The sequence below is a fragment of the Stutzerimonas xanthomarina DSM 18231 genome, from assembly GCF_900129835.1.
Lineage (GTDB): Bacteria > Pseudomonadota > Gammaproteobacteria > Pseudomonadales > Pseudomonadaceae > Stutzerimonas > Stutzerimonas xanthomarina.
The window spans coordinates 133,803-158,318 of sequence record NZ_FQXA01000003.1; the positions used below are offsets into that span (position 1 = coordinate 133,803).

General features: G+C 59.1%; 24 protein-coding genes. 13 read left to right on the forward strand and 11 right to left on the reverse strand.

The genetic code is table 11. The features are described 5' to 3' along the window. Positions 1-63: 63 nt before the first annotated feature. Both BUE09_RS08570 and BUE09_RS08575 read right to left on the reverse strand, forming a co-directional pair. A complete protein-coding gene (locus tag BUE09_RS08570) occupies positions 64-1,725 on the reverse strand; it encodes a DEAD/DEAH box helicase (protein ID WP_073300589.1) in 1,662 nt (553 codons plus the stop codon). Positions 1,726-2,180: 455 nt separating this feature from the next. Beyond that, positions 2,181-2,930, reverse strand: a complete 750-nt coding sequence (locus BUE09_RS08575; RefSeq protein WP_073300591.1) for a spermidine synthase — start codon at positions 2,928-2,930, stop codon at positions 2,181-2,183. 117 nt (positions 2,931-3,047) lie between these two features. Here BUE09_RS08575 and BUE09_RS08580 point away from each other — a divergent pair, with 117 nt between their 5' ends. Continuing rightward, the gene (locus BUE09_RS08580) at positions 3,048-4,397 is read left to right on the forward strand and encodes a class II 3-deoxy-7-phosphoheptulonate synthase (RefSeq protein ID WP_073300593.1); all 1,350 of its coding nucleotides are present in this window, start codon (positions 3,048-3,050) and stop codon (positions 4,395-4,397) included. Between the two features lie 208 nt (positions 4,398-4,605). Here the strand turns inward: BUE09_RS08580 and ttcA are convergent, their stop codons facing one another. Further along, entirely contained in the window at positions 4,606-5,430 is an 825-nt protein-coding gene (gene ttcA, locus BUE09_RS08585) for a tRNA 2-thiocytidine(32) synthetase TtcA (protein ID WP_073301013.1), read from the reverse strand. A gap of 112 nt (positions 5,431-5,542) precedes the next feature. Between ttcA and BUE09_RS08590 the strand changes: the two genes are divergently transcribed. From BUE09_RS08590 to BUE09_RS08605, 4 genes are all read left to right on the forward strand, one after another. Further along, the gene (locus tag BUE09_RS08590; protein WP_073300595.1) at positions 5,543-6,172 is read left to right on the forward strand and encodes a DNA-J related domain-containing protein; all 630 of its coding nucleotides are present in this window, start codon (positions 5,543-5,545) and stop codon (positions 6,170-6,172) included. A 136-nt stretch (positions 6,173-6,308) separates the two neighbouring features. After that, positions 6,309-6,908 carry a Yip1 family protein gene (locus BUE09_RS08595; RefSeq protein ID WP_073300596.1) on the forward strand — a complete coding sequence of 200 codons (600 nt, stop codon included), beginning with the start codon at positions 6,309-6,311 and terminating at the stop codon, positions 6,906-6,908. Between the two features lie 140 nt (positions 6,909-7,048). Further along, on the forward strand, positions 7,049-7,714 hold the full coding sequence (locus BUE09_RS08600; protein WP_073300598.1) for a Yip1 family protein: 666 nt from the start codon (positions 7,049-7,051) through the stop codon (positions 7,712-7,714). 54 nt (positions 7,715-7,768) lie between these two features. Beyond that, entirely contained in the window at positions 7,769-8,263 is a 495-nt protein-coding gene (locus tag BUE09_RS08605) for a SprT family zinc-dependent metalloprotease (RefSeq protein WP_073300600.1), read from the forward strand. A gap of 16 nt (positions 8,264-8,279) precedes the next feature. On the opposite strand, the gene BUE09_RS08610 is transcribed toward BUE09_RS08605, so the two are convergent. Further along, the gene (locus BUE09_RS08610; protein WP_073300602.1) at positions 8,280-9,464 is read right to left on the reverse strand and encodes an MFS transporter; all 1,185 of its coding nucleotides are present in this window, start codon (positions 9,462-9,464) and stop codon (positions 8,280-8,282) included. A 278-nt stretch (positions 9,465-9,742) separates the two neighbouring features. Here BUE09_RS08610 and BUE09_RS08615 point away from each other — a divergent pair, with 278 nt between their 5' ends. The 8 genes from BUE09_RS08615 to BUE09_RS08650 all read left to right on the forward strand — a co-directional run bounded on the left by BUE09_RS08615 (position 9,743) and on the right by BUE09_RS08650 (position 16,180). Beyond that, positions 9,743-9,913 (forward strand): nitrate reductase, encoded by a 171-nt coding sequence (locus tag BUE09_RS08615; RefSeq protein WP_083380709.1) that lies wholly within the window; start codon positions 9,743-9,745, stop codon positions 9,911-9,913. A gap of 74 nt (positions 9,914-9,987) precedes the next feature. Then, complete coding sequence (locus BUE09_RS08620) at positions 9,988-10,248, forward strand: chaperone NapD (protein WP_073300607.1); 261 nt, start codon at positions 9,988-9,990, stop codon at positions 10,246-10,248. Beyond that, entirely contained in the window at positions 10,245-12,749 is a 2,505-nt protein-coding gene (napA, locus tag BUE09_RS08625) for a nitrate reductase catalytic subunit NapA (RefSeq protein WP_073300609.1), read from the forward strand. The genes BUE09_RS08620 and napA overlap by 4 nt, the downstream gene beginning before the upstream one ends. A gap of 11 nt (positions 12,750-12,760) precedes the next feature. Continuing rightward, positions 12,761-13,243, forward strand: a complete 483-nt coding sequence (locus tag BUE09_RS08630) for a nitrate reductase cytochrome c-type subunit (protein WP_073300611.1) — start codon at positions 12,761-12,763, stop codon at positions 13,241-13,243. Between the two features lie 10 nt (positions 13,244-13,253). Beyond that, the gene (locus BUE09_RS08635) at positions 13,254-13,850 is read left to right on the forward strand and encodes a cytochrome c3 family protein (protein WP_073300613.1); all 597 of its coding nucleotides are present in this window, start codon (positions 13,254-13,256) and stop codon (positions 13,848-13,850) included. Between the two features lie 201 nt (positions 13,851-14,051). Next, on the forward strand, positions 14,052-14,849 hold the full coding sequence (locus BUE09_RS08640; RefSeq protein ID WP_073300614.1) for a dienelactone hydrolase family protein: 798 nt from the start codon (positions 14,052-14,054) through the stop codon (positions 14,847-14,849). 495 nt (positions 14,850-15,344) lie between these two features. Then, positions 15,345-15,782: a hypothetical protein gene (locus BUE09_RS08645; protein ID WP_073300615.1), complete on the forward strand. Its 438-nt coding sequence runs from the start codon at positions 15,345-15,347 to the stop codon at positions 15,780-15,782. Continuing rightward, entirely contained in the window at positions 15,779-16,180 is a 402-nt protein-coding gene (locus tag BUE09_RS08650) for an META domain-containing protein (protein ID WP_073300616.1), read from the forward strand. The genes BUE09_RS08645 and BUE09_RS08650 overlap by 4 nt, the downstream gene beginning before the upstream one ends. A 357-nt stretch (positions 16,181-16,537) precedes the next feature. Here BUE09_RS08650 and BUE09_RS08655 read toward each other — a convergent pair whose 3' ends face one another. From BUE09_RS08655 to BUE09_RS20750, 7 genes are all read right to left on the reverse strand, one after another. Beyond that, the gene (locus BUE09_RS08655) at positions 16,538-20,935 is read right to left on the reverse strand and encodes a DUF6701 domain-containing protein (protein ID WP_073300617.1); all 4,398 of its coding nucleotides are present in this window, start codon (positions 20,933-20,935) and stop codon (positions 16,538-16,540) included. Beyond that, positions 20,935-21,363, reverse strand: coding sequence for a pilus assembly PilX family protein (locus BUE09_RS08660; protein ID WP_073300618.1), 429 nt, complete (start codon positions 21,361-21,363; stop codon positions 20,935-20,937). The genes BUE09_RS08655 and BUE09_RS08660 overlap by 1 nt, the downstream gene beginning before the upstream one ends. Beyond that, positions 21,353-22,234, reverse strand: a complete 882-nt coding sequence (locus BUE09_RS08665) for a PilW family protein (protein WP_083380707.1) — start codon at positions 22,232-22,234, stop codon at positions 21,353-21,355. Before BUE09_RS08665 ends, BUE09_RS08660 begins: the two co-directional genes overlap by 11 nt. Further along, a complete protein-coding gene (locus BUE09_RS08670) occupies positions 22,225-22,698 on the reverse strand; it encodes a prepilin-type N-terminal cleavage/methylation domain-containing protein (protein WP_073300619.1) in 474 nt (157 codons plus the stop codon). Before BUE09_RS08670 ends, BUE09_RS08665 begins: the two co-directional genes overlap by 10 nt. Then, entirely contained in the window at positions 22,695-23,210 is a 516-nt protein-coding gene (locus tag BUE09_RS08675) for a pilus assembly FimT family protein (protein ID WP_073300620.1), read from the reverse strand. Before BUE09_RS08675 ends, BUE09_RS08670 begins: the two co-directional genes overlap by 4 nt. 154 nt (positions 23,211-23,364) lie before the next feature. After that, positions 23,365-23,817: a type II secretion system protein gene (locus BUE09_RS20745; RefSeq protein ID WP_073300621.1), complete on the reverse strand. Its 453-nt coding sequence runs from the start codon at positions 23,815-23,817 to the stop codon at positions 23,365-23,367. Between the two features lie 35 nt (positions 23,818-23,852). Further along, positions 23,853-24,398, reverse strand: coding sequence for a prepilin-type N-terminal cleavage/methylation domain-containing protein (locus BUE09_RS20750; protein ID WP_073300622.1), 546 nt, complete (start codon positions 24,396-24,398; stop codon positions 23,853-23,855). Between the last annotated feature and the right edge of the window lie 118 nt (positions 24,399-24,516).

Below are 24,516 nucleotides of genomic sequence, written 5' to 3' on the forward strand. Positions count from 1 at the left end.
CGAAGTCCACCCTTTTTGTTTCTAACGAAGCCCAGCCTTAGCGCGTGCCGCTGCAGCTAAGCATCAATCTTCGCGATAGCGACGCAGCTTCAGCTGCTTGCCGCCAACGCGGGTGTCCTTGAGTTTGCCGAGCAGGCGCTCAAGACCCTCTTCCGGTAGTTCGACCAGGCTGAAGCTGTCTCGCACCTGGATGCGGCCGATATCTTCACGGGCCAGGCCGCCTTCATTGAGGATGGCGCCGAGTAGGTTGCGCGCGGCAATGCCGTCGCGAGCACCGAGCGCAGTGCGGCAGCGGGCGCGGCCTTCGGCCAGCGGGATCGGGGCACGACGCTCGCGGTCGCCGCTGCGCTCTGGGCGATCGGAGCGCTCGCGCGGGCTGCTGGTCGGCACCAGCGGTTGCTCTTTTTCGACTTGAGCCAGGGTAAGCGCCTGGCCATTGGTGGCCTTGCGCAACAGCGCGGCAGCCAGGGCGCGCGGGCTGCAACCGATGTCGGCGATCAGCTTGTCGAGCAACTCACCGTGGCTTGCTTCGGCATCGGCTACCAGCGGCGACAGGCTGTTGGTCAGCTTTTTGATGCGCGCATCCAGCACTTGCTGAGCGTTCGGCAGACGCGCTTCGGCAACCTTCTGATTGGTGACACGCTCGATAACCTGCAACATGCGACGCTCACGCGGCGTGACCAGCAGCAATGCGCGACCTTCACGACCGGCACGGCCGGTACGACCGATACGGTGTACGTAGGATTCCGGGTCGTAAGGCATGTCGACGTTGAACACGTGGGTAATACGCGATACGTCGAGGCCGCGGGCAGCGACGTCGGTGGCGACAACGATGTCCAGGCGACCATCCTTGAGCGATTCGATGACGCGCTCACGCTGGTTCTGGGCGATGTCGCCATTCAGCGCAGCAGCCTTGTAGCCCTTGGCTTCCAGTGCGGCAGCCAGATCCAACGTAGCTTGTTTGGTACGTACAAAGGCGATCAGTGCGTCGAAGTCTTCGACTTCCAGCAGGCGCAGCACGGCAGGGATCTTCTGGTCGGCGTGAACCATCAGGTGCGCCTGCTCGATGCGGGCGACGGTCTGGGTCTTGGTCGCGACCTTGATATGTTGCGGCTCGCGCAGGTGCTTCTCAGCAATGGCGCGAATCGAATGCGGCAGGGTCGCGGAGAACAGCACGGTCTGACGACTTTCCGGCATGGCTTCGAAGATCACCTCGAGGTCATCCATGAAGCCCAGCTTGAGCATTTCGTCCGCTTCGTCGAGTACCAGATACTGGATGGTCGACAGCAGCGCGCTGTTGCGGCTCAGATGGTCGACCAGACGGCCTGGCGTGGCGACGATGATCTGCGCGCCCTGGCGGATGGCCTTGAGCTGCGGGCCCATCGGAGCGCCACCGTAGACGGCGACAACGCCAACGCCCGACATCTGCTTGGAGTAGGTTTCGAATGCGGTGGCGACCTGCAGGGCGAGTTCGCGAGTCGGCGCGAGGATCAGCGCCTGTGGTTCACGCTTGGCCGGGTCGATCTTGGACAGAATTGGCAACGCGAATGCAGCGGTCTTGCCGGTACCGGTCTGGGCCTGACCGATCATGTCGTGGCCGCCGAGGATTACCGGGATAGCCTGGCTCTGGATGGCCGAAGGCTCTTCGTAGCCCACTGCGATGACTGCAGCGAGTACGGATGGATGAATACCGAGTGCGGCAAAGCCGCCGATTTCCTGGGTCATGGGTCTTTTCCTGATGCTCCGCAAAGACCCATGTTCCGAAGCTGCGCATGCCATGCAAAACCCGAAGGTCACCCTGGCAGCCTGGTCGGCGGGGTTTGCGAAAACGTAATGAATGATGAATCGTCTAGGACAGCCGCGAGAAGCGGAAAGCAGCCGAAGCAGCGCTTCGTGTGTTGCAGTACCTGAACGCAGGCTGAGTTTCAGCCGGCGCGTACTATACCGGAATTATGTGAAGCTGTGCGTGTAATTTGTCTTTGGAGTTAGGTTCATCAATGTGGGTTTTCTCGCAGCCCGACGCTAGCGAATGCCCCACGGCGGCCTCACCAGGGCGCGCGACTAATGGCGAAGGGTTCGAGTCAGCCTCCGCGAGCAAGCTCGCGCCTACCGGGCAACGCGCTGAGCCGTTGTTTGCGTGACCTATGCATCGAAACAGCGTTGACGGCAGCATCGCGCAATCAGCTGGCCGGCCTTAGCGCGCCGATCAATGATTCCAGCGAGTAGCCCAGCCGCGGCGCCAGCGTCGCGGCGCGTTCACGCAGGCTGGCCTCGTCAAGCGTCTGCTCTAGATCGGCGGGTACGAACAGCACGACGTTGCCCTCCTTCACCGGGCATTCCCAATAGTGACGATGAAACAAACCGCGAAGCAGCGCCGCACCCAGCGGTTTGTCCTCGTCGGTGCCCCATTGGTTGATGACCAACCAGCCATCCGGATTCAGCTTCTGCTGGCAGCGCTCGAGAAAGCGCCACGCCAGATGCGCCGCTGCCGGGCCTAAATCGGTGTAGAGGTCAACGAATAGCAGATCGGCAGTTTCGGCCGAATCGAGCAATTCCACCGCGTCGCCAATACGAATGTAAAGCCGCGAGTCGTTCTGCAGGCCCATATAACGCATCGCCAGCTCAGGCACGTCCGGCCGCAGCTCGATGGCCTCAACGTCTTCCAGCGGCAGAAATTCAAGGCATGCCTGGGTCAGCGTGCCAGCACCCAGCCCGAGAAACAGCGCGGTTTCCGGCGCCGCGTGCAGCAAGCCGCCCATCAACATGGCGCGCGTGTAGTCATACTCCAGCCAGCTCGGGTCGCGGGTGAACACGCAGCTTTGCTCGACCGCTGCGCCGAACTCGAGAAACCGGTACTCCCCTACTTCCAGCACACGGATCAAACCGAACGCGTCATGCACTTCGGCTAACAACACTTCCTGCTTGTCCACTGCGCTCACTCCCAGACCAGTCGGCGCATCTTACCAGCCCGATTGGCACGGGCTATCAGCGCCGAGCTGGCGCATCAGGTAAAATCCGCACACTTTTTACGGACGGAATAAATTTCCATGAGCCAAGCCTGGAGCCCCACCAGCTGGAGAAACAAGCCCATCCAGCAGCAGCCTGAGTATCCGGACGCCGCTCATCTGAAGCGCGTCGAGGCGACTCTAGCGAGCTTGCCGCCACTGGTGTTCGCTGGCGAGGCACGGGAGCTGCGCCGGCAATTCGCCGAAGTCACTCAGGGTCGCGCGTTTCTGCTGCAAGGCGGCGATTGCGCAGAAAGCTTCGCCGAGTTTTCCGCGCCGAAGATCCGCGACACGTTCAAGGTGCTGCTGCAGATGGCGGTGGTGATGACCTTTGCCGCGGGCTGCCCGGTAATCAAGGTCGGGCGCATGGCGGGCCAGTTCGCCAAACCGCGCTCGTCCGGCGGCGAGACCATCGACGGCGTTACCTTGCCGGCGTACCGCGGCGATATCGTCAACGGCATCGGTTTCGATGAGAAAAGCCGCGTGCCGGATCCGGAGCGCCTGCTGCAGGCCTACCATCAGTCGACGTCCAGTCTGAACCTGCTGCGCGCCTTCGCCCAGGGCGGCTTCGCCGACTTGCATCAGGTCCATCAATGGAATCTCGATTTCATCGCCAATTCGCAGATGGCGGAGAAGTACCACCAGTTGGGCGCGCGGATCGACCAGGCGTTGAGATTCATGCGTGCCTGTGGAATGGACAACGCACCGCAGTTGCGCGAGACCAGCTTCTTCACCGCGCACGAGGCGCTGCTGCTGAATTACGAGCAGGCGTTTGTCCGTCAGGACAGCCTCAGCGGCGGCTGGTATGACTGCTCGGCGCACATGCTCTGGATCGGTGATCGTACGCGGCAGCTGGACGGCGCCCATATGGAATTCCTGCGTGGCGTCGGTAACCCGATCGGCGTGAAGGTCGGACCAAGCATGGACAGCGACGAGCTGATCCGCCTGATCGACATCCTCAATCCCGAGAACGATCCAGGCCGCCTGAACCTCATCGTGCGCATGGGTGCCGACAAGGTCGAAGAAGGCCTGCCGCGCCTCATTCAGGCCGTGCAAGGCGAGGGTCGTCAGGTGCTGTGGAGCTCCGACCCGATGCACGGCAACACCATGAAGGCTTCCACCGGCTACAAGACCCGGGACTTTGCTCGGGTGCTGGCCGAGGTGCGGCAGTTCTTCGACGTGCACCGCACCGAAGGCAGCTACCCCGGCGGGATTCATATTGAAATGACCGGGCAGAACGTTACCGAGTGCATCGGAGGTTCGCGCCCGATCACCGAAGACGGCCTCTCCGACCGTTACCACACCCACTGCGATCCGCGGCTCAATGCCGATCAGTCGCTGGAAATGGCCTTCATGATCGCTGAAACGCTGAAACAGGTTCGGCCGAGCTGATACCACCTGAGATGGGATAAGCCCTGGCTCGGTTGGCGAACTGGGGCAGAACCTCAGTTCAACCGACAGCGTAAATCGCTGGTGTCCGAAGTACGGAGCTGAAGCGGAGCGCTATCCGACCGTTACCAAGTTACAACTGGCGTGGTGGGCTGAAGCCCACCCTACAGAGTTCGTTTGGGATTTTTATGGTTGAGGCCTGCGGCTGCCGCTACAAACTCATGACATCGAGAAAGCGTGGCGTAGCGTCGTTGTCGATGCGCAGGCTGGTGAAATCAAACAGGTTGCGATCAGCCAGTTGAGAAGGCACCACGTTCTGCAAGGCACGGAACATGATCTCGACGCGGCCCGGCGACTTGCGCTCCCACTCCTGCAGCATCTCCTTGACTACCTGGCGCTGCAGGTTTTCCTGCGAGCCGCAGAGGTTGCACGGGATGATCGGGAATTCCTTCATCTGCGAGTAGGCTTCGATATCCGCCTCGCTGCAGTAGGCCAACGGGCGAATCACTACGTTGCGCCCATCATCGGAAAGCAGCTTGGGCGGCATAGCCTTGAGCGTGCCGCCATAGAACATGTTGAGGAAGAACGTCTCGAGGATATCGTCACGGTGGTGACCGAGCGCCATCTTGGTCGCACCGATCTCGTCGGCAAAGGTATAGAGCGTGCCGCGACGCAGACGCGAGCACAGCGAGCAGGTGGTCTTGCCTTCCGGAATCTTCTCCTTGACCACCGAGTAGGTGTCTTTCTCAACGATGTGGTACTCGACACCGATGGATTTCAGGTACTCAGGCAGCACATGCTCGGGGAAGCCGGGCTGCTTCTGGTCCATGTTCACAGCGACGATCTCGAACCTGACCGGCGCGACCTTCTGCAGGTATAGCAACACGTCGAGCATGGTGTAGCTGTCCTTGCCACCGGACAGGCAGACCATCACCTTGTCGCCTTCCTCAATCATGTTGAAATCGGTGACCGCCTCGCCAGCAAGGCGACGCAGACGCTTCTGCAGTTTGTTCTGGTTGACCGAGAGGTTGCCCATTTCAGAGTCCGGTGAGATGCGAAAGGCGCGCATTTTACGCGCAAAAAGCGCCGGTGCCCCACCCCATCCATCCAGCCATTTGCAACGCTGGCCTTATGCTAGGCTTTGCGCCATGAACGATGATCTCGAACCCGAAATGGACCTGGCCGAGCAGATATTCGTACTGCTGCGCGAACAGCCGGACGGCTGCAGCGAATATGAGTTGATTCAGCAACTCAAGGCCCGCCATAGCACGCATATTCCCAACCTGCCGCTGCTCGACAAGCTGGTGCTGTTCCGTACCCATTTCCTCGTGTTCAATGCGCTGTACCGCTTGCGCGATCAGCTTTGGGGCGAGACGAGCCACACCGTGCATATTTCGCCGCTGTGCGTCCAGCTTCAACCCTACGTGCCAGGCCTCAGCGGTATTGTTGAAAACGATCCGCTGCGCGACTACTACCTCGACCTGACAAACCTCCGTGATACCGACGAGGCAGAAGTGGAACGGTTACTGGCGAGCTTCTGGTCGCGCATGCGCGGCGATCACCAGGGTGATCGCAACGAAATATGGGATCCAGAGCAGAAGCGCGCAGCCCTGGAGCTGTTCGAGCTTGATCAGGAGGCTGCGTCGTTGAGCCTGCATACCATCAAACGCCGCTATCGTCAGTTGGTCAGCATTCACCACCCGGACCGGGGCGGCAGCACGACACGCCTGCAGTCAATCAATCTGGCGATGGAAATACTGCAACGCTATTACCGATAGGCTGGTAGCTTCCAATTGCTCTAACCCACCCCGTACACCGTACCACCTCCTCCCTATACTGCGACATAAGGTCGCACGCCCGTCCAACTGACGGCACGCCAGGCGAAGCGACCTCCAAAACCGAGGAGACGCTGGCATGATCAATCACGTTTGGGGACTGTTTGCGCACCCTGGCCAGGAATGGCAGGAAATTACCGGAGAAGAACGCGCCGTAGGCCGTTTGCACCTTGGAGAAGTGGCGGCACTGGCGGCGATTCCCGCCATCTCGGCTTTCATCGGCACGACTCAGATCGGCTGGAGTATTGGCGGAGGTGAAGCGGTCAAGCTAACCGAAAGCAGTGCACTACAACTGACCATTCTTTCTTACCTGGCGATGCTTGCGGGAGTCGCCGTCATGGGGGGCTTCATCCATTGGATGTCTCGTACCTATGACGCTAGCCCAACGATTGTCCAGTGCATCGTGTTCGCCGCGTACACCGCTACACCGCTATTTATTGGCGGCCTGGCCGCGCTCTACCCGGATATCTGGCTGGGAATGATCGTGGGTACGGCAGCGATCTGCTACACAACCTACCTGCTCTATGTTGGTTTGCCGACATTCATGAACATACCTTCCGACGAGGGTTTCCTGTTCTCCAGCTCGGTATTGGCTGTGGGGCTGGTGGTCCTGGTAGCGATTCTGGCGCTGTCGGTAATTACATGGGGGATGGGCGTCGGGCCGATCTACATCCGCTAACCGCGCCAGCAACCGGGCCGACGCGATGGCTTTCAGCGTCGGCCCGTTTTCGTCTGCGGCACAGTGGCGTTGAATCCCTGCCGCGCTTGAGCGTCTATACCAGCAAGTTCGCGCTCAAGCATCGGTATCAGGAGGCCACCATGACCCCAGAATTCATCAGCCTGTTTACCCGGCCAGACCGAGCCTGGGAGATCATTCGCCAGAAGGAAGACGCTCACGGCTTGCATTACATGATGCATCTGCTGTTGTTGGCGCTGATTCCTGCGGTGTGCCTGTTCATCGGTATCACGTTCGTGGGCTGGAGCCTGGTCGAAGATGAACGCGTTCGGCTCGCCAATACCAGTGCTTTGCAATTGTGCGTATTGCTGTATCTGGCCATCGTCATCGGCACGGTGATCATGGGCTGCTTCGTACGCTGGATGGCTCGCGCGTTCGACGTAAAGCCCAGCCTCAACCAATGCATCGGCTTCGTCGCGTATGTGATCACACCTTTCCTGCTCGCCGGCGTGACGGGCCTGTATCCGAATCGCTGGTTTGCCGCCATTGTTCTGCTGATCGCAGGTATCTATTCCACGTATCTGCTGTTCACCGGCCTGCCAGCATTCATGCGTCAGCGCAGTTCTCAGAGCTTTCTCTACGCCAGCTCGATCTGGGCCGTGGCGTTGCTGGTGATGGTGACTGTTCTTGTGTCCATGATTTTGTTCTGGTCGCAGTTCATCCAGCCGAACTATGAGCGCACCGACCAGCAGGACCAGGCATATGGTACCCAGGAGGAACGGCCACAGAGTGAACCCGGCGGTCTCTGAACGGTTGTCAGCCAGGCGTGATGCGGCATAATTCGGGGCTTCTCCGGAGGCCCTATGCCCGATCAGCTACACGCCCGACTCGAGGCCTGTTATCAGCAGGCTGAAGCTTTTTTCAACAAGCGCTTCGAACGACCGCAAGTCAGTTTCAAACTGCGCGGGCAGAAAGCCGGCGTTGCGCATCTGACGACCAATCTGCTGCGCTTCAATCCGCAGCTGTATCAGGAAAACCGCGAGCACTTCCTCAAGCAGACCGTGGCTCACGAAGTGGCTCATCTGGTCGCTCACCAGATGTTCGGCGGCCGGATTCGCCCCCATGGTGAAGAGTGGCAATTGATCATGCGTGGTGTGTACGAACTGACTCCCGATCGCTGCCATAGCTACGCGATTACCCGACGGCAGACCTGCGCCTACATCTATCGCTGCGCCTGCCCCGAGCGCGATTTTCCGTTTACAGCGCAGCGCCATGCCTTGGTACGCAAAGGTCGCCGTTACTTCTGCCGCAGCTGCCGTGCCACCCTGGCCTTTAGCGGTGAACAGCGAATCGACTGATTGGCTGGCTGGCGCGTTACAGGCGACTGGCACGCCAGGCGGCAATCACGAACAGCGCAGCGAGCACCGCCATCAACGGCAGCCATCCCGCATGCTCCCATACGTAACCCGCGGCATAACCCACCACACTCGAACCCAGGTAATAAGCACACAGGTAAAGCGCCGACGCCTGCGCCTTTGCGCCTTTGGCATGCACCCCAACCTGCCCGCTGGCCACGGCATGCGCGGCAAAAAAGCCCAACGTGAACAACGCCAGCCCGGCGACGATCGCGATCAGCCAGGGCGTTGAACACAGCCCCACGCCCAAAAGCATCAGCGCGACACCGCCTTGCAGTACCTTTCTCGCACCCAGGCGTGGCACCAGCCGCCCGGCCCAACCAGCGCTGAAGATTCCGGCCAGGTACACGGTAAACAGCAGGCCGATGATGGTCGAGGAAAGGCTGAACGGCGGCGCGGCCAGACGAAACCCAATGTAGTTGAACAAGGCGACGAAGCCGCCCATCAGCAGGAATGCCTGTAAGAACAGGTTACGCAGAATGGGGTTGCTCAGGTGCTCGGCAAAATTGCTCAGCAGCCCGCGCAGCGACAACGGTTGCGCCTTGAAATGACGGGAGGCCGGCAGTAGCCAGACGAAAGCTACCAGCGCTACCAGACCTAAGCCGGCAATCCCGCCGAGCGCCAGTTGCCATCCACCAAGATCGCTTAGCAGACCCGACAGAAGTCTGCCCAAAAGCCCACCTAGCGCAGTTCCGCCGATATACAGACCCATCGCTGCGGGCAACGATTCGGGGTCGAACTCCTCCCCAACGTAAGCCATCGCCAATGCCGGAAGCCCGCTGAGCGCTAGCCCCAGCAAGGCCCGCAACACAAGCAGCAACGCCCAGGACTCCACCATGGCGCAAGCAAGACCGAGCAAGCCAGCCAGCAGGAGTGCCACGCCCATGACACGCTTGCGCCCCCAGCTTTCCGCCAAGCCTCCAGCGATCAACAGGCAGAGCGCCAGCGACAGCGTCGTTAACGACAAAGCCAGGCTGCTGGTCGCTGCCGAGACCGCAAAATGCGAGGCCAACAACGGCAGCAATGGCTGCACGCAATAGAGCATGGCAAAGGTTGCGAATCCAGCGCAGAACAGCGCCAGCGTTGCTCGGTGATAAGCAACGGTGCCGCGTTTCAGATGGGAATCAAACGAGTCACAAGGCATGAGTACAATCTCTACGCCCGCCACAGCGCGAGCTTGAAAAAGCGGTGCAGCCTACCACAGCCTCTGTGGCCCAAGCCGCTTGCCAGAGCTGTTCCAGCGCGATACCACTGCTGAGCCCGATCAACCAGACCCGGCCAGGGCGAGCCAATTCCTTGACCCAGGTCAATAAAATCAGTTTTAGCCCATATAGCCCTAAGTCAAATAGACAGCTGACTTTGATTAAGCAAAGAAGGCTAACTAGACTCGGCGAACGCTACTCCGATTTAAAGGTGAACGCAGTGCCGCACCATACCGATCCCACACCTGTGGGCAAGCCGGAGGAAACACGGCTATTCGTCTTTCTGCTGGTCTTTCTCTTTCCGCTTTTAAGCGTCCTGACTGTATCGGGCTACGGCTTCATCGTCTGGATAAGCCAGTTGTTTTTTGGCCCGCCCGGCCCGCCGAGCTGATGGCCTGAGACCTGAACACTCCCTTCCAATATTTGCTTGCTCGTTTCAGGGCAGGCGGGGCTTCTTGATAAAAAATGACCGACGCCTTGCATATCGCGAGCCTGCTCGTGCACTGCCGCCCCGAGCTGATGGATGCCGTGAAACAGAACATGATGCTTTTGCCTGGCGCAGAGCTGCACCAGGAAAGCGCCGCCGGAAAAGTGGTGGTGGTCCTTGAGGCAGAGCATGAAAGCCGCATTCTTGACACCATCAGCCACATCCAACAATTACCCGGCGTCCTAAACGCTGCCCTGATTTACCACGAACTCCTCAGCCCCGAAGGAGAGTCTGAATGAGCCTCACACGACGTCAATTCGCCAAAGCCAACGCCGCCGCTATCGCAGCCAGCGTGGCGGGCCTGCCGATCGCCACCAGCGCCAGCAACCTCGTTACTGACCCGCAGGCGACAGCACTCAAGTGGCACAAGGCGCCGTGCCGGTTCTGCGGCACTGGCTGCGGCGTGATGGTCGCCACCAGCGGCGACCGCGTCGTCGCCACGCATGGCGATGTGAAGGCAGAGGTCAACCGCGGCATCAACTGCGTCAAAGGCTATTTCCTGTCGAAGATCATGTACGGCGCCGACCGCCTCACTGAGCCGTTGCTGCGAATGAAGGACGGCAAGTACGACAAGCAAGGCGAATTCCAGCCGGTGAGCTGGGAGCAAGCGTTCGACATCATGGAAGAGAAGTACAAGGCCGCACTGCGGGACCACGGCCCCACGGCCGTTGGCATGTTCGGTTCCGGTCAGTGGACCGTGTGGGAAGGCTATGCGGCCAGCAAACTGATGAAAGCCGGCTTTCGCTCCAACAACCTCGACCCGAACGCACGGCACTGCATGGCGTCCGCTGCCGTCGGCTTCATGCGCACCTTCGGCATGGACGAGCCCATGGGCTGCTATGACGATATCGAGGCGGCCGACGCGTTCGTGCTCTGGGGCTCGAACATGGCCGAGATGCACCCGGTACTCTGGACGCGCGTGACCGACCGTCGGCTGAGCGCGCCGCATGTGAAAGTCGCCGTGATGTCGACCTTCGAGCACCGCAGCTTCGATCTTGCGGATATTCCGATGGTGTTCACGCCGCAGACCGATCTGGTGATCCTCAACTACATTGCCAACCACATCATCGAGAGTGGCGCAGTCAACCAGGACTTCATCAAGAACCACACCAAGTTCGCCAAGGGCAATACCAACATCGGTTATGGCCTACGGGCAACCGATCCGCGGGAAATCAAGGCCGAGAACGCCGCCGATGCAGGCGGTTGGACCGATATCAGCTTTGACGACTATGCCGAGTTCCTCAAGCCCTACACCCTGGAACGCGCCGCTCGCGAGTCGGGTGTTCCAGCAGAACGGCTGAAGATGCTGGCCGAGCTCTATGCCGATCCGAAAACCAAGGTGATGTCTTTCTGGACCATGGGTTTCAACCAGCACACCCGTGGGGTCTGGGCGAACAACATGATCTATAACATCCATTTGCTGACCGGAAAGATCAGCGAGCCCGGCAACAGCCCGTTCTCGCTTACCGGGCAACCGTCAGCCTGTGGCACCGCGCGTGAAGTCGGCACTTTTTCGCACCGCTTGCCTGCGGACATGGTCGTCACGAATCCCAAGCATCGCGCAGTCACCGAGAAGATCTGGAAACTGCCCGAAGGCACCATTCCGGAAAAGCCCGGCTACCATGCCGTGCAGCAAAGCCGCGAACTGAAGGATGGCAACCTCAAGGTCTATTGGACCCAAGCCACCAACAACATGCAGGCCGGGCCGAACATCATGCAGGAAGTGCTGCCCGGCTGGCGCAACCCGGAAACCTTTGTCATCGTTTCAGACGTTTACCCCACCGTGTCGGCCCAGGCCGCCGACCTTATTCTCCCCGCAGCGATGTGGGTGGAAAAGGAAGGCGCCTATGGCAACGCCGAGCGCCGCACACACGTGTGGCATCAGCTGGTTAGCGCGCCCGGGCAAGCGCGTTCCGATCTCTGGCAGCTGATGGAATTTTCCAAGCGCTTCACAACTGACGAAGTCTGGCCAGCCGAGCTGTTGGCCAAGTCACCGAGTCTGAAGGGCAAGACACTGTTCGAGGTGCTGTACAAGAACGGTCAGGTCGATAGTTTCCCCGTTTCGGATATCGAAGAAGGCTACCGAAATCAGGAATCAGAGGCCTACGGCTTTTACGTGCAGAAAGGCCTGTTCGAGGAATATGCCCAGTTTGGCCGCGGCCATGGTCATGACCTCGCCGACTTCGACCGCTACCACCAGGAGCGCGGCCTGCGCTGGCCAGTTGTAGACGGCAAGGAAACCCGCTGGCGTTACCGTGAAGGCCACGACCCTTACGTGGAAAAAGGCTCAGGTGTGCAGTTCTATGGTTATCCGGACAAGCGAGCGATCATCTTCGCACTGCCTTATGAGGCACCTGCCGAGATGCCGGATGAAGACTATCCATTCTGGCTCAGTACCGGCCGTGTCCTCGAGCATTGGCATACCGGCAGCATGACTCAGCGTGTCGACGAGCTGCACCAGGCAGTTCCAGATGCGCTGGTGTACATGCACCCCGACGATGCGCGTGACCTCAAAGCCCGCCGCGGCAGCGTGGTCAAGGTCATCAGCCGTCGCGGTGAGATGCAGGCCCGCATCGAAACCCGTGGCCGCAACAAGCCACCGAAAGGGCTGATATTCGTGCCTTTCTTCGACGCCAACAAACTGATCAACAAGGTCACTCTCGATGCGACCGACCCGATCTCCAAGCAAACCGACTACAAGAAATGTGCCGTGAAGATCGAAGTGGTCAGCATCGCCTGAGGAGAGTCGCCATGAAATTTCGCTTACTGCCTTTGACGCTCCTCGCGGTGTTTGGCCTGGCCGTTGCGGCCGGGCCGGATTATCCCCTGGATGCCTCTGCCCCCGACGGGCGCCGGCCGGGCGGCACCATCACCCAGGAATTCACCCCGCCGCCGCTGAGAGATGAGGAGAACAAGGACCTCAAGCGCGAGCGCAACTACCCGGAGCAGCCACCAACCATTCCGCACACCATTCGCGGTTATCAGGTCGACAAGAACAGCAACAAGTGCCTGTCCTGCCACAGCCGCGCGGCCAGTGCACGTACCCAGGCACCAATGATCAGCATCACGCATTTCACCGATCGCGATGGCCAGACGCTCGGCGCCGTTGCCCCGCGTCGCTACTTTTGCACCCAGTGCCATGTGGTGCAGCACGATGTGAAGCCGTTGGTGCAGAACAACTTCGAGAACATCGACGAGCTGCTCTATCACGAAAACAAACAGAACGAACAGTGAGGACGCCTGAATGAAGTCGATACTGTCGTTTCTCAAACGTTACTGGACCGTCCTGCGCCGACCGAGTGTGCACTACAGCCTGGGCGTCTTGACGCTCGGGGGATTTCTTGCAGGGATCATCTTCTGGGGCGGCTTCAATACCGCGCTGGAGGCCACCAATACCGAAGCCTTCTGCATTTCCTGTCACGAGATGGAAGACAACGTGTACATGGAGATCAAGGACACTATTCACTACACCAACCGCTCCGGCGTGCGCGCGACCTGCCCGGATTGCCACGTGCCACACGAATGGACGGACAAGATCGCGCGCAAGATGCAGGCCTCCAAGGAGGTTTGGGGGAAGATCTTCGGCACCATCAATACGCGCGAGAAATTCCTCGGCATGCGTCGGGAAATGGCCGAGCGTGAATGGCGTCGCCTGAAGGCCAACGACTCGCTGGAGTGCCGCAACTGCCACAACTACGAGTTCATGGATTTCACCCGCCAAAGCAAACGCGCCGCCGAGTTCCACTCCAAAGCGCTAGGCAAAGGCGAAGCGACCTGTATCGACTGCCACAAGGGCATCGCCCACCGACTGCCAGACATGCACGGCGTGCCGGGCTGGTAAACGTCAAACCCGGCGTCGGCCCAGACCGACGCCGGATCTCCATTGATGAACCTGAGCGCAGGGACGGGCTCAGGTCGGCCAACCCACTCCCCGATTACACTTCTCCCTCCTTTCAAGTCACTGAACAACCCTGTTGCAGCTGTGTCGAACTCCAGCTGTTTATCGGATCGTTTCGACATCAACGACAACAAGGAGTCCACCATGCGATATCACCTGTTCGGTGCAGCCCTGATGGCGGTCAGCGCCTTCGCTCACGCTGAGATCCAGACGCAGGAAATACCCTACACCGCCGCCGATGGCACCAAGATGGTTGGCTACTACGCCTACGACGACGCGATCGAAGGCCAGCGCCCAGGCGTCGTGGTGGTCCATGAATGGTGGGGCCTCAATGACTACGCCAAAAGCCGCGCCCGTGACTTGGCCGGACTGGGTTATAGCGCCCTGGCAATCGATATGTATGGCGAGGGCAAGAACACCGAGCATCCAAAGGACGCGATGAGCTTCATGAAAGCCGCCTTGGCCGACGCCGACGCGGCCAAAGCCCGCTTTAACGCCGGTGTGGATCTGCTCAAACAGCAACAGCAGACCGACAGCGCCAAGCTTGCGGCAGTCGGCTACTGCTTCGGCGGCAAGGTAGTACTGGACATGGCCCGCCAGGGCGTACCACTCGAAGGCGTCGTCAGCTTCCATGGCGCACTGGCCACCGAAACCCGCGCAGCACCGGGCAGCGTCAAGGCCCGCGTACTGGTCGAGCACGGCAGCGCAGACAGTATGGTCAGCGCCGAAGATGTTGCAGCCCTGAGCGCCGAAATGGTCAAGGCCGGCGCCGACTACCAGTTTGTCAACCTGCCCGGCGCCAAACACGGTTTCACCAATCCAGGGGCTGACAAGTTTCAGAAAAAGGGCGTCGACGTGGCCTATAACAAAGCCGCAGACGAGCGCTCATGGAATGATATGCAGCGTTTTCTCGATGAGACCTTCGAAGGGAACGGCCGCTGAAGCTACCCGGACGTATTGCCTCAACCGTAGTGCTGGCGAACGGCGGATACCGAGGGGCACTGGAGTTCTGGAACGTGAGTGCTCTGGATATCCTGAAAAGTCCCGAAGTGTTCTGAATGCCGTGACGTGCTTGAGCGCTCTGAGTGCTGGAAATCCTGAGGGCTCCGAACTTTCGACTATGTTGAATGCTGACGGCGGCGTGACAGCAATCGAGCACAACCACAACGGCTGCGGGCGGTGCCCCTCTCCCCTTGGCGGAGGCGAGCGGCGCCGAGCCGCTGATCTAGCCTCTAACGGCTTTGCCTCAAACGCCTAGCACCACGTCCGAGCGAAACGTCTGCCAGCCTTCAAGCATCGACGATGAATGCATGATCATCGCCCGCACAGATAAGGTGCGGCTAACCCACCCCGGCCCCTGACCCGCCTTAAGCACCGCCGCCGTGCTAGCATTGCCTCCATCGCAACTCTCTTCTCCTTCCAAATCGATCGCGAGTCATGGCCGAACACGATTTCCGCTACACCCTGCTCAATCCCGGACACACCCTCACCGAATGCCGCGCCCTGGCACCGGGCCGTTATCAGGTCACCGGCAACGGCGGCAACGTGCGCGCCGGTGACGTCCTGATCGTTACCCTCAAAGGCAGCCGAGACCTCTCCCAGCGCCTGACCGTCGACAAGGTTCGCCACCTGATCAACCCGCCAGGCCAGTGGATGGCCGTGGCGAACGGGCCGGTGTTCAAGGAACTGGCGATCATCAACTGGCAGGTCGACTGCGACAGCTGCGGCAAACAGCTGGATTTCGAGTTCGCTGTGGACGCCGCCAAGGGCGAAGCGGCCCGCGCGCCAGCGGCAGACGCGCGGATCGCCGAACTGGGCTGGAAGAACGACGCCGGCCGACACCTCTGCCCAGCCTGCCAGAGGGCAAAGCCATGAAAAAAGCCCTGCTGGCCAGCTTGGCCTTCTTGCCCGTAGCGGGCTGCTCGGTAGAACCCCTGACCCTGCAGAACGAAGTCACCTATATCGCCGAATGGATCGGCGACGAGCCCGTGGTAGGCCGTAACCCTGTCTCGCTGACCTTTAGCGACGACCGCGCCTACGGCAACGCCGGTTGTAACCACTGGTTCGCCAGCTACCAGCTAGACGACCAAAAGCTGCGCTTCAGCGAAATCGGCAGCACGCGCAAGATGTGCGCCGAACACATCATGAAGCAGGAACAGCACTTCCTCGAATTGCTCTCGCAGATTGAACGCTGGGACGTTTCCAAGATCGATCAACTGCGCTTCTGGCCCGCAGAAGGCGCACCGCTGCGGGTCTGGCCGGAACAGAACTGAACTGCGCTAAAGGTGGGCACGTCGGCTAGGGTGTGCCCCCTGAGCAAGCGCAAAGTCTCATCCGTAGCCAGTACATAAATCGCCGCGGCCCGCTTCAGGCATCAGGCGTAGCGCTTGGAGGCGTCTCCACCCGGTTATCTGAAAACCCACTGAAACCCGCATAGCCACTGCAACCTAGGGCACTCAGCAAAACCTGGGGACTGGTTCTGAGTGTGACCGATCGCAAACGCTCCCATGTTTGGCACGCCCTCTGCAATAACCCAGGTAACCAGTTTTGGGGACCCTGGTACAGGCAGGCCAGGGATTCCCTCTTTTATCTCTCAGCCGAAGGGCGGCAACAGCAGCCCTTCGGCGTCGCTAGCGATAGACTTCGCGCCGGAAGATCAGTGGTGGCGAACCGCGGTATATGCCAAAGCTTGCCAGCCCAGTTGCAGATTCTCTTCCTCCGCCGACCCAATCGTATTTAAGCCATTCGGGCATCAATGGCAGCGCAACCTTGACGCTGCCCTGATTGCCCTGTCCCGGCGCACTCAGCCCCAGGGCGCCGTTGCCGCTAACCAGCATGCTCACCGTCGCCAAGGTTTCCCCCTGCGAAAGATCACCGCTGAATGTCTGCAGTGAAGGCTCGCCTACCGTTGCAGAAACTGTGCATTGATCGCTCTCCGGCCTGAAGCCTGAGGCCGCTCCATGTGCCTGCCAAGTTTCGATAGTTATCGGCAAATCCAGCCCCTGCAGTTCCGAACCGTGAGCGTTGCCGAGTGATAGCCGACCAAGTCGAATTTCGCTGCCAGGACTCTGCGTAAACTTGTAAGTGTATGGCTGACAACCAAAGCCAGCCGTCGAGTGACAGGCTCCATCCAGATCCGTTAGGCCTTCTGTCGGGAGTGTCTGTTCCACGACAGCAACGAAGGGAAGATCATCTGGCGAAGGCGCGGGACCCGGTTCGTAGATAAGCTGCTCGCCGGACCAACGAAACTTCCGTGAACCATTACCATCGTTGATACCTTCGATTAGCGCAGCTGGAGAACCCTGTGTTATCAGACGATCATCCAGCGCGCTCTTGCCGACGATTGATCGATAAGCCTCACGGGTCGGCGAGCCCAGCCGCCAGAACGGTTCGCGATCATAGTTCTTCGTGACCGACCCGGCGCTGCTGTAACCAGTCACCGTCACCTGTGGCTCAAGACCCGAGGCGAAGTCGATAGGTTGCCCCTGATAGCTGAATGCGCCGCAACTTGGAGCAAGACTGGCAGCCGCAACTACCCCAAGACGAGCAGGGATAAGACGACCAATGAAATTGCTGACTCCCCCTTCGACGGACTCACCGAGGTAACTGACGCCTTGGTTCGGCCTGGCAGTGAGCTGGAAGATCCCGACCTCGGAAATGCTTTGTGCCGCCACAGTAGTCATTTCGCCTGGTGCATGGTTATAGGACGTCACGCTAAGGGCCCCGAGATCGCCGTCGGCTGGCGCCATCAGCGTCTGCTCTAACGTGAACGCACCGTTCGCGGCACTCAGTGCGAAGTTGGGCGTGGTGATGTTATCCACCAGCGCTTGTGCTGTCCGCGGCTCGCTGTCGGAGCCGTCCCACCCTACCGCCCGGAAGCGCACCGGAAACGGCTCTCCAGCGGCGATGAAGACTTCTCGACATTCATCGATCGTCGCTCCATTGCAGCGCTTGTTCGCTGGGCGCTTGTCGATATCGGTCTCGATGTGGATTCCGTACGGTTTGCTGACGAACTGATCTGTCGCCACCATGACCAGCCCGCGCTCATCTCCCTCGGTGGGCGCATACCGGACGTTGAAGTTTATCCGCCCCGCATCGGAATAGCTGACTGTCAAAGGCGCTGTGGCCTCGGCATTGAACTTCAACGTCAGCGGCGTGAACTCGGTTGCCGAACCAGTTGGCGTCGTACTGATCGGCGTGTCGTTGATGCTAACCGCCCGGCTACCGGTACTCGGCGAATCGTAGGTGGCATTAAAACCGATACTTTTGCTCCCGCCGCCAAACCCAGCCACGCACTTCTGCGGGTCCTTTGCATCGGCCTTTACGGCACGTAACCAGACATTGGATTGAGGACGGTTGGCGATGAGCGTCGGTACGTCGACGATAAACCCGCTCTCCACCCCTACCAGTTTGCACCCAACCGTGGAGCAGGTGGTTTCGCCGAAGGACAAAGCCGGGGGTGTAGATCCGCCGACCCCAATTGTCGCATCCCCGGGGCGGGTTACTTGAACCATAGCTTTTGCAGTCCCGCCGGAAAAACTCAGCTGGTTACCGCCTTTCCATACTGCATCTTCGGCCGTAAGAGTCGCCGTTACAGCTTCGCTGTAGACCTGTGAGCAGTCAGCATTCAGGCAGGCAGTCACCGCCACCTCCTGCGGATTGCAGGTCAGCGAAGTTGGCGAATAGCGCAAGTCGAAATGATGAATCTGCTGGCCGATGGCCTCAATTTCAGTCGCACAGACATTCAGGTTGTCGATTTCGTGGATGTTGGTCGACGCGCCAGTGGAGCCCGTAAACGACAAAAAGAACCGATCCGGCATCGGCGGCTGGCCGTTCACACTAGCCATAACGTTGTACTTGTTCAGGTTGGGCAGCACTTCGAAGCCCGAGTCCGTTTTGCGTTCAACCGTAACTAGTGCCTGGCCTTCATTCCGTGCATCGACGGTAATCCTATACCGATGCCCAGGCGCTGCACGTTTACTCTTGGCATCGTCAACGCCCAGGCGGAGCGAGCTTTCCGTGCCGGCCAGGTAACGGTAGCCAACGAGCCCATTGCCCGCGCCCCTCATGCTTACTGAGTCTGGGATTCGATCGGTTCGCCCCCCCTCGCGCCCTTCACCCCGGGTAGAGAAATTTCCGTACTCGTCTAGAGCAATCCCAAGCCATCCGCCCGCAAAACCGCTGACCTTATTCGCGTTGTCGTTGAGTTGCGCATACCCTAGTGAGCCACCGAAACCACCCGGCTGAGGGGTCTGAGTAGCATCGGACAGGATGACCGCTATGCCATCGGCACCGCTGCCGTTGTAACCGTAATAATCGAACTCGACCTGAATGAAGTTTCCCTGTGCGGGGAATAGTCTTTGAAGAGCTGTGGCCGTAGCTACGTTAGTAGCGTTACTGGTCAACCGGAGGCGCTCGTCGTAAACAGCTGGAGTGAACGCCGTCCTGCCACGGCTGGACGCTACCCAATCGTTACTGAGCGCGTCATCGAAGGTATCGCCGAAACATTGGAGCCGACGCGAGCAAGCGTGTCGTTCAACGGCCAGCACGGCAATTTCACTATCGCTGAGAGCGCCGTCATAAATACGGAGTTCATCCAGCTCACCATCGAAGTACCGCCCAGCCAGCTGGTCCCATCCCAATTGCAACGGATCGGTATTGGCTACCGGTGTTCCAGAAAACGTCGCTTTCCCAGCCTCTGCACCATTAATGAAGATTCGCTGATCGCCCGGCGTGTAGCGGATCAGAACATGATTCCAGGCTCCGATTTCGAGCTCTTTTTCGCTGTTGAAATGAACCGTCGAAGTCGGCCCGGTCGTCTGCCACCACCAGTTCACCGTACCGTCGGGGTTCAGATGAAATTCGTAGTTTTCATCTTTCGAAAGTATCGACATGAGATCGGTAGAAGGGCGGCTTCTGGGCTTAACCCATAACCCGATCGTGAAACTATCTTGCAGCGTCAGCAGATCAGTGTGAGGCGTTTGAACATATTGTTTTGAAACAGATCGGAAACGCCCATAGCCACAGGTACCAAGACTACCTTCTTCTTTTAATGCAGGCTCGGCATAGTCGGTCGTAGCACCATTTACTGACCTACCCGCAAGTCCGTTTCCTGACGCATCCTTGACCTCGCCGAGTGCTCCGGTCCAACTCCCTTCGTCAAGCAACCAGCTCAATCGAAGTTCAGCGGGCTTGGTACAGCTACCCGTTGGCGCCACATACACAACGGTTGCGTTCGAACCCAGTGAAATGTTCTCAGCCGTCACGCCGCCGTACAGCGATGACGTATCGTCAAGTGTGACGTTTTGCTCACCGTATAAGTAACCGCTAATGGTCGAGTTAGCACCAAAACCGATACTCTTGTAGCCGTAGAAGAAAAGCTTGCTCGGAGCCCCGGTGCTTTCGTTCGCAGGTGAATTAAGCAATGCGCGTTCGCCAAAGTTAGCCGGGTCACGAACGAACAGTCGTACCCTTCCGTTGCCAATGACCTGGATCTGCGAAGCCTTGCCGGTATTGATCGACCCGATCCAATAGTCGCCAGCCGAAAGTTCAAGAATGGCGTCATCCGCCATCCGCACCTCTTCGATATAAATTTTTTGGCCGTTACTGCTGATAGCCAAGCGCCCACGCCTCTTAATATCCCAGGCTCCATAGCGATTGCTCGAATCAGCATCCAGCCGCTCTTCCCGGTTTGGACTAACAAGCACATTCTTCTGACCTACAAAACTTGGAAAACTGCCTGCCGACTGCGACGGGCCGTTAGTGCCGCTGGCTTGGCACTGCTTCGTCGTACAGGTTGGTGCAAACAACGACCAAAGCCAATGTCGGTAGATTGTCCCGGCATGTAGCAAACCATCAGGACTACCTTGCAATTGGGCGAAGCCGTCAAAAGAGATCTGACCACGGCTGTGACTCTGCACGCCGTCAGGGAAGTTCTCTGAGCAGATTCCCAGGTCCGCGCTCCAAGCCAGCCCAGAGCAAACCAGGGCGAAAAAGGCGAGCATGACGTTACGCACGGCTCTCTTCATCAGGGCTTCCTTTCCACCACGGCACTCAGTTGTCGGTAGGCGTAGTCCGGCTTCGCGCCAGGCTGTCCGTTTTGTGCCGTCGCAACGAGGCGATACAAGGTAAGGCTTCCTCCGTCGGCTTCAGGGTAATCATCCCAGTCGCATTCGACGCGCAGCAAGAAGCCATCAAGACCACTGCCGTTAAGCGGCGGAGAGGCGTTCGGATCGCAAACGCCGGTTTCGAGCGCTCGCGCTATTCCCCACTCGAGTCCAGCGTTAGCTGCCTGATAGGCACGAGTCTGTTGAATGGCGAGGCTAAAAGTCCCGTGTTGGGCTGTCGACAGTCGAGCCATCGTTAGGATGATCAGCGTTACGATCACCATCAGAAACAGCGCCGCGACCAGCCCGAAGCCGGCTGAGCGTCGAGGGAAGGGGCGATCAAGGGACATTGTTTACATGGACCTGCTGATTCAACCGAAGGGTTTCGCCAGCCTGGGTCATGCCAAGCGAGAGGCTCAGCAGTCCACCGCGCTGCGCTGTGCCGGCTCGGTAGCTGAACTCGCACTGGCTGACATCACTGGCAAGTAATTGGGGCACGGACCCGGGCGGCGGTGACGAAGGCAGGCTCGCCAGCAGTTGGTGATAGCTGTAGCGCATCAACTGCCCATTCTGGCAGCGATAACCCACCACACGCTCAGCCAGATACAGGCGTCGCTGCGGCGAAGCGAAGGCGAAACGAAAGCCACCGCTGGGCAGGTTGCCGAGGGCGATGAGAGACTCGTTCGTCGGCGCACCGCTGCGCAGCGTAAAGGTCGTGCCGGTCGGCGTGATCACGCCGGGGTTACCGCCCGCCCAGAGATTTGCCCCTACAACAGGAGTCGTGCCCGATTGCGCGCCAACGTTATAGAGCACCAGCCAGCGTGCACCGGACAGATCGAGCGAAGGCGTCAGGACCTGCAAGGAATCACAGGAACTATCAGCTGTGGTGCTCCCGCAATTGGTCGCGGCCTCGCCAAAGCGCAGCCCATCGCTGTCGTTGCGATTGGGCCTGTAGCGCGCTGCGCTATGAATTAGCAGCAACTCGAAGGCTTGGCCGTCCGCTGCAACCCTCAGCGAGTTGGGCACTGCGAGCCGCACATCGCGCACCATACGCTGCATAGCGCCAGCACCAAGGTCTACCAGCTCGGCACGACGACTCTGCGCCATGAAGCTTTCCATTGGCCGACCCACCACCGTTGAAATCATCACAGCCACCAGGCCGGCCAGTGCGATGACCATAACCAGCTCCACCAGGGTGAAGCCACGCGATTTCAGGGGCATAGGCTTGCCCCCGAGGCGTCCGTTTCGCCGTAGCAGGTGCGATAGCCGCTCAGCTGCAATGTGGCGCCAGCCGGATCGGTTACGCCTACGTCAATACGCAGGGCCTGAACGCCGCTCCAAGCGTCTGGGCCGTTCACCGAAACAGCGACGTTATAGGCTGCCAAGTCAGCAATCGCGGTACCGACGGCATCATGCGGCGCCTCAGATAAGCCCGCGTAGTCGCGAACGTCGTTGAAACAGGCACGCACCGGGCTACACGCGGCGTTCGCTTGCGTGGTAAACGCCTGCAACTCGATTTCTTCCAGATATGCCTCGGCAATCGCCAGGCTCTGCTGGCGCAGCAGCGGATCGGCAGAATGTGCCGTTATCGAGGCCATGGCAGTGAACAGCGCTGCGGCTGCGATACCGATGATCACGATGGTGATCACCAGCTCGACAAGCGTCATGCCACGCTGGTGCTTCATTGCACCAGCCCGGTTTCGGCGGTCACGCTAAAGGTGAACGCACCGATGGTGGCGCAACCGGCAGGAATTGATCCAGCCACCTGTTCACATTCCAAATCAGCTGCCCGTTTGGGTCTGCCTAAAGAGTCAAAATAAAGCGGGAAGCCACGCTCCCCTACGCTGACTTCGTTTATGTTCATGCCTTCATAAACATTCCCGGCTAATGTCTTTATTTCGCAAACAATACGGAGTTCATCGTTTGAGCAGAAATCAGGCGGCTCGGCTAGCGAGTCGCAGTTGCGTTCTTTTAACAAGTTATAACCGCGGTCATGGAGAGATACTTGAACGGCACACCCGCTGGCAATTGCAAACTTTTGCGCATAACGCACCGCCGCAATTGTTTCTTCAAAGAACAAGCGCTCGTCGTAAACCTTTCTGTCGAAAAAACGCGGCCCCACCACAGCGGCTAGAATGCCCATAATCACGATGGTCATGACTAGCTCGACGATGGTGAAGCCGCGTTGGTATTTCATATGAAGCTCTTGTTCAAACACAAGCTAAGGCCAGCCATAACGTAGGGCGGATGAAACCCGCCGGGTGATGAGCCCGCGAGTTGCGCCTCCGGAGTGCTTACAACCGTTGTGCAAGCCGCCAGGATTCAGCGGGTTGCACCCGCCCAACATCGAATTAACAACCAGGGGCGGTGGCGTCCGTGTCAACAATATTGCCTATTGTGACACCACTTATTGCGGATGTTGCTGGCGTATAGCTGAAGCTACATGTGCCAAGCGTAACGTCCACGTTCGTTCCATTAAGCGCGACGGTATAGTCATTGCTCAATTGGGCAGCGGCGGTTACGTCAGCTACATTCCCCGCAATATATCCGAAGGCTAGGTTGATATCCGCTCCCTCTAGCGTGACCAATTCTCCGCTTGCGGCTGTAAGGTTTTGTGCCAACGCTGCTGAATGGACGATAGCACTAGCTGAACGAACTGCTCCTTGAGCGGCTTCGAGACTAGCTCTACGAGCATCGCCCCCGAAGTCCGCAAACCGCGGCAACGCAAATGCCGCCAGAATCCCCAAAATCACAATCACCATAATCAGTTCAATCATGGTGAAACCACTTTGTTGCTTTTTCATAACTGCACCTTGCTATTGGTTTGTTAACCGGTTGTTTAATTGAACGTGTATGTCACTTCGCCAAGATCGGCGTTGTAGGTAATGACGTCATCCCCACCATCGGGCTGGTAGGTAAAACGGCAGCCGTTTGCAGCTGTACCGGTGCCACTGGCCGCAACGTACTGGACGTTGTCACCAGCGGTTTCGGAAACCACCGGAGCGGTACCTTGCAAAACGCCTTCGAAAACCTGCACGCAATGTGCGGCCGTCAGGTTGACGGTTGCGCCCGCGCCATCGGTCCTTCCGGCCCCGATCGCCCAGCCATTGGCGTTGACATCGATGTCGCCGTTGCCGAAGCCGCGGACGTTTTGCTGACAGTTATCGGTTTCACATCCCAGCGTGCCACCGCCACGGTTTATTTCGAATTGGGCACGAGCCAGCAAGACGGCGGCGGATAGTGCCCCCGTAGTACCTGCGACTGCGGAGCGATGCGCATCCTTCGTCGCATTCATAAACCGCGGCAGCGCAACCGCCGCCAGGATGCCGAGAATGGCGATGACCACCACCAACTCAATCAGGGTAAATCCGTTCTGTTTTTTCATTGCCTTGCTCCTCGGTTGCGTCTATCCATATGGCCAGTTCTCCGGCCGGGACGGGTTTAAGTTCAGGTTCATGAATCCGTCCGGCTTCGTGAACCTGTTATTGCCTGATCGGCCGCCG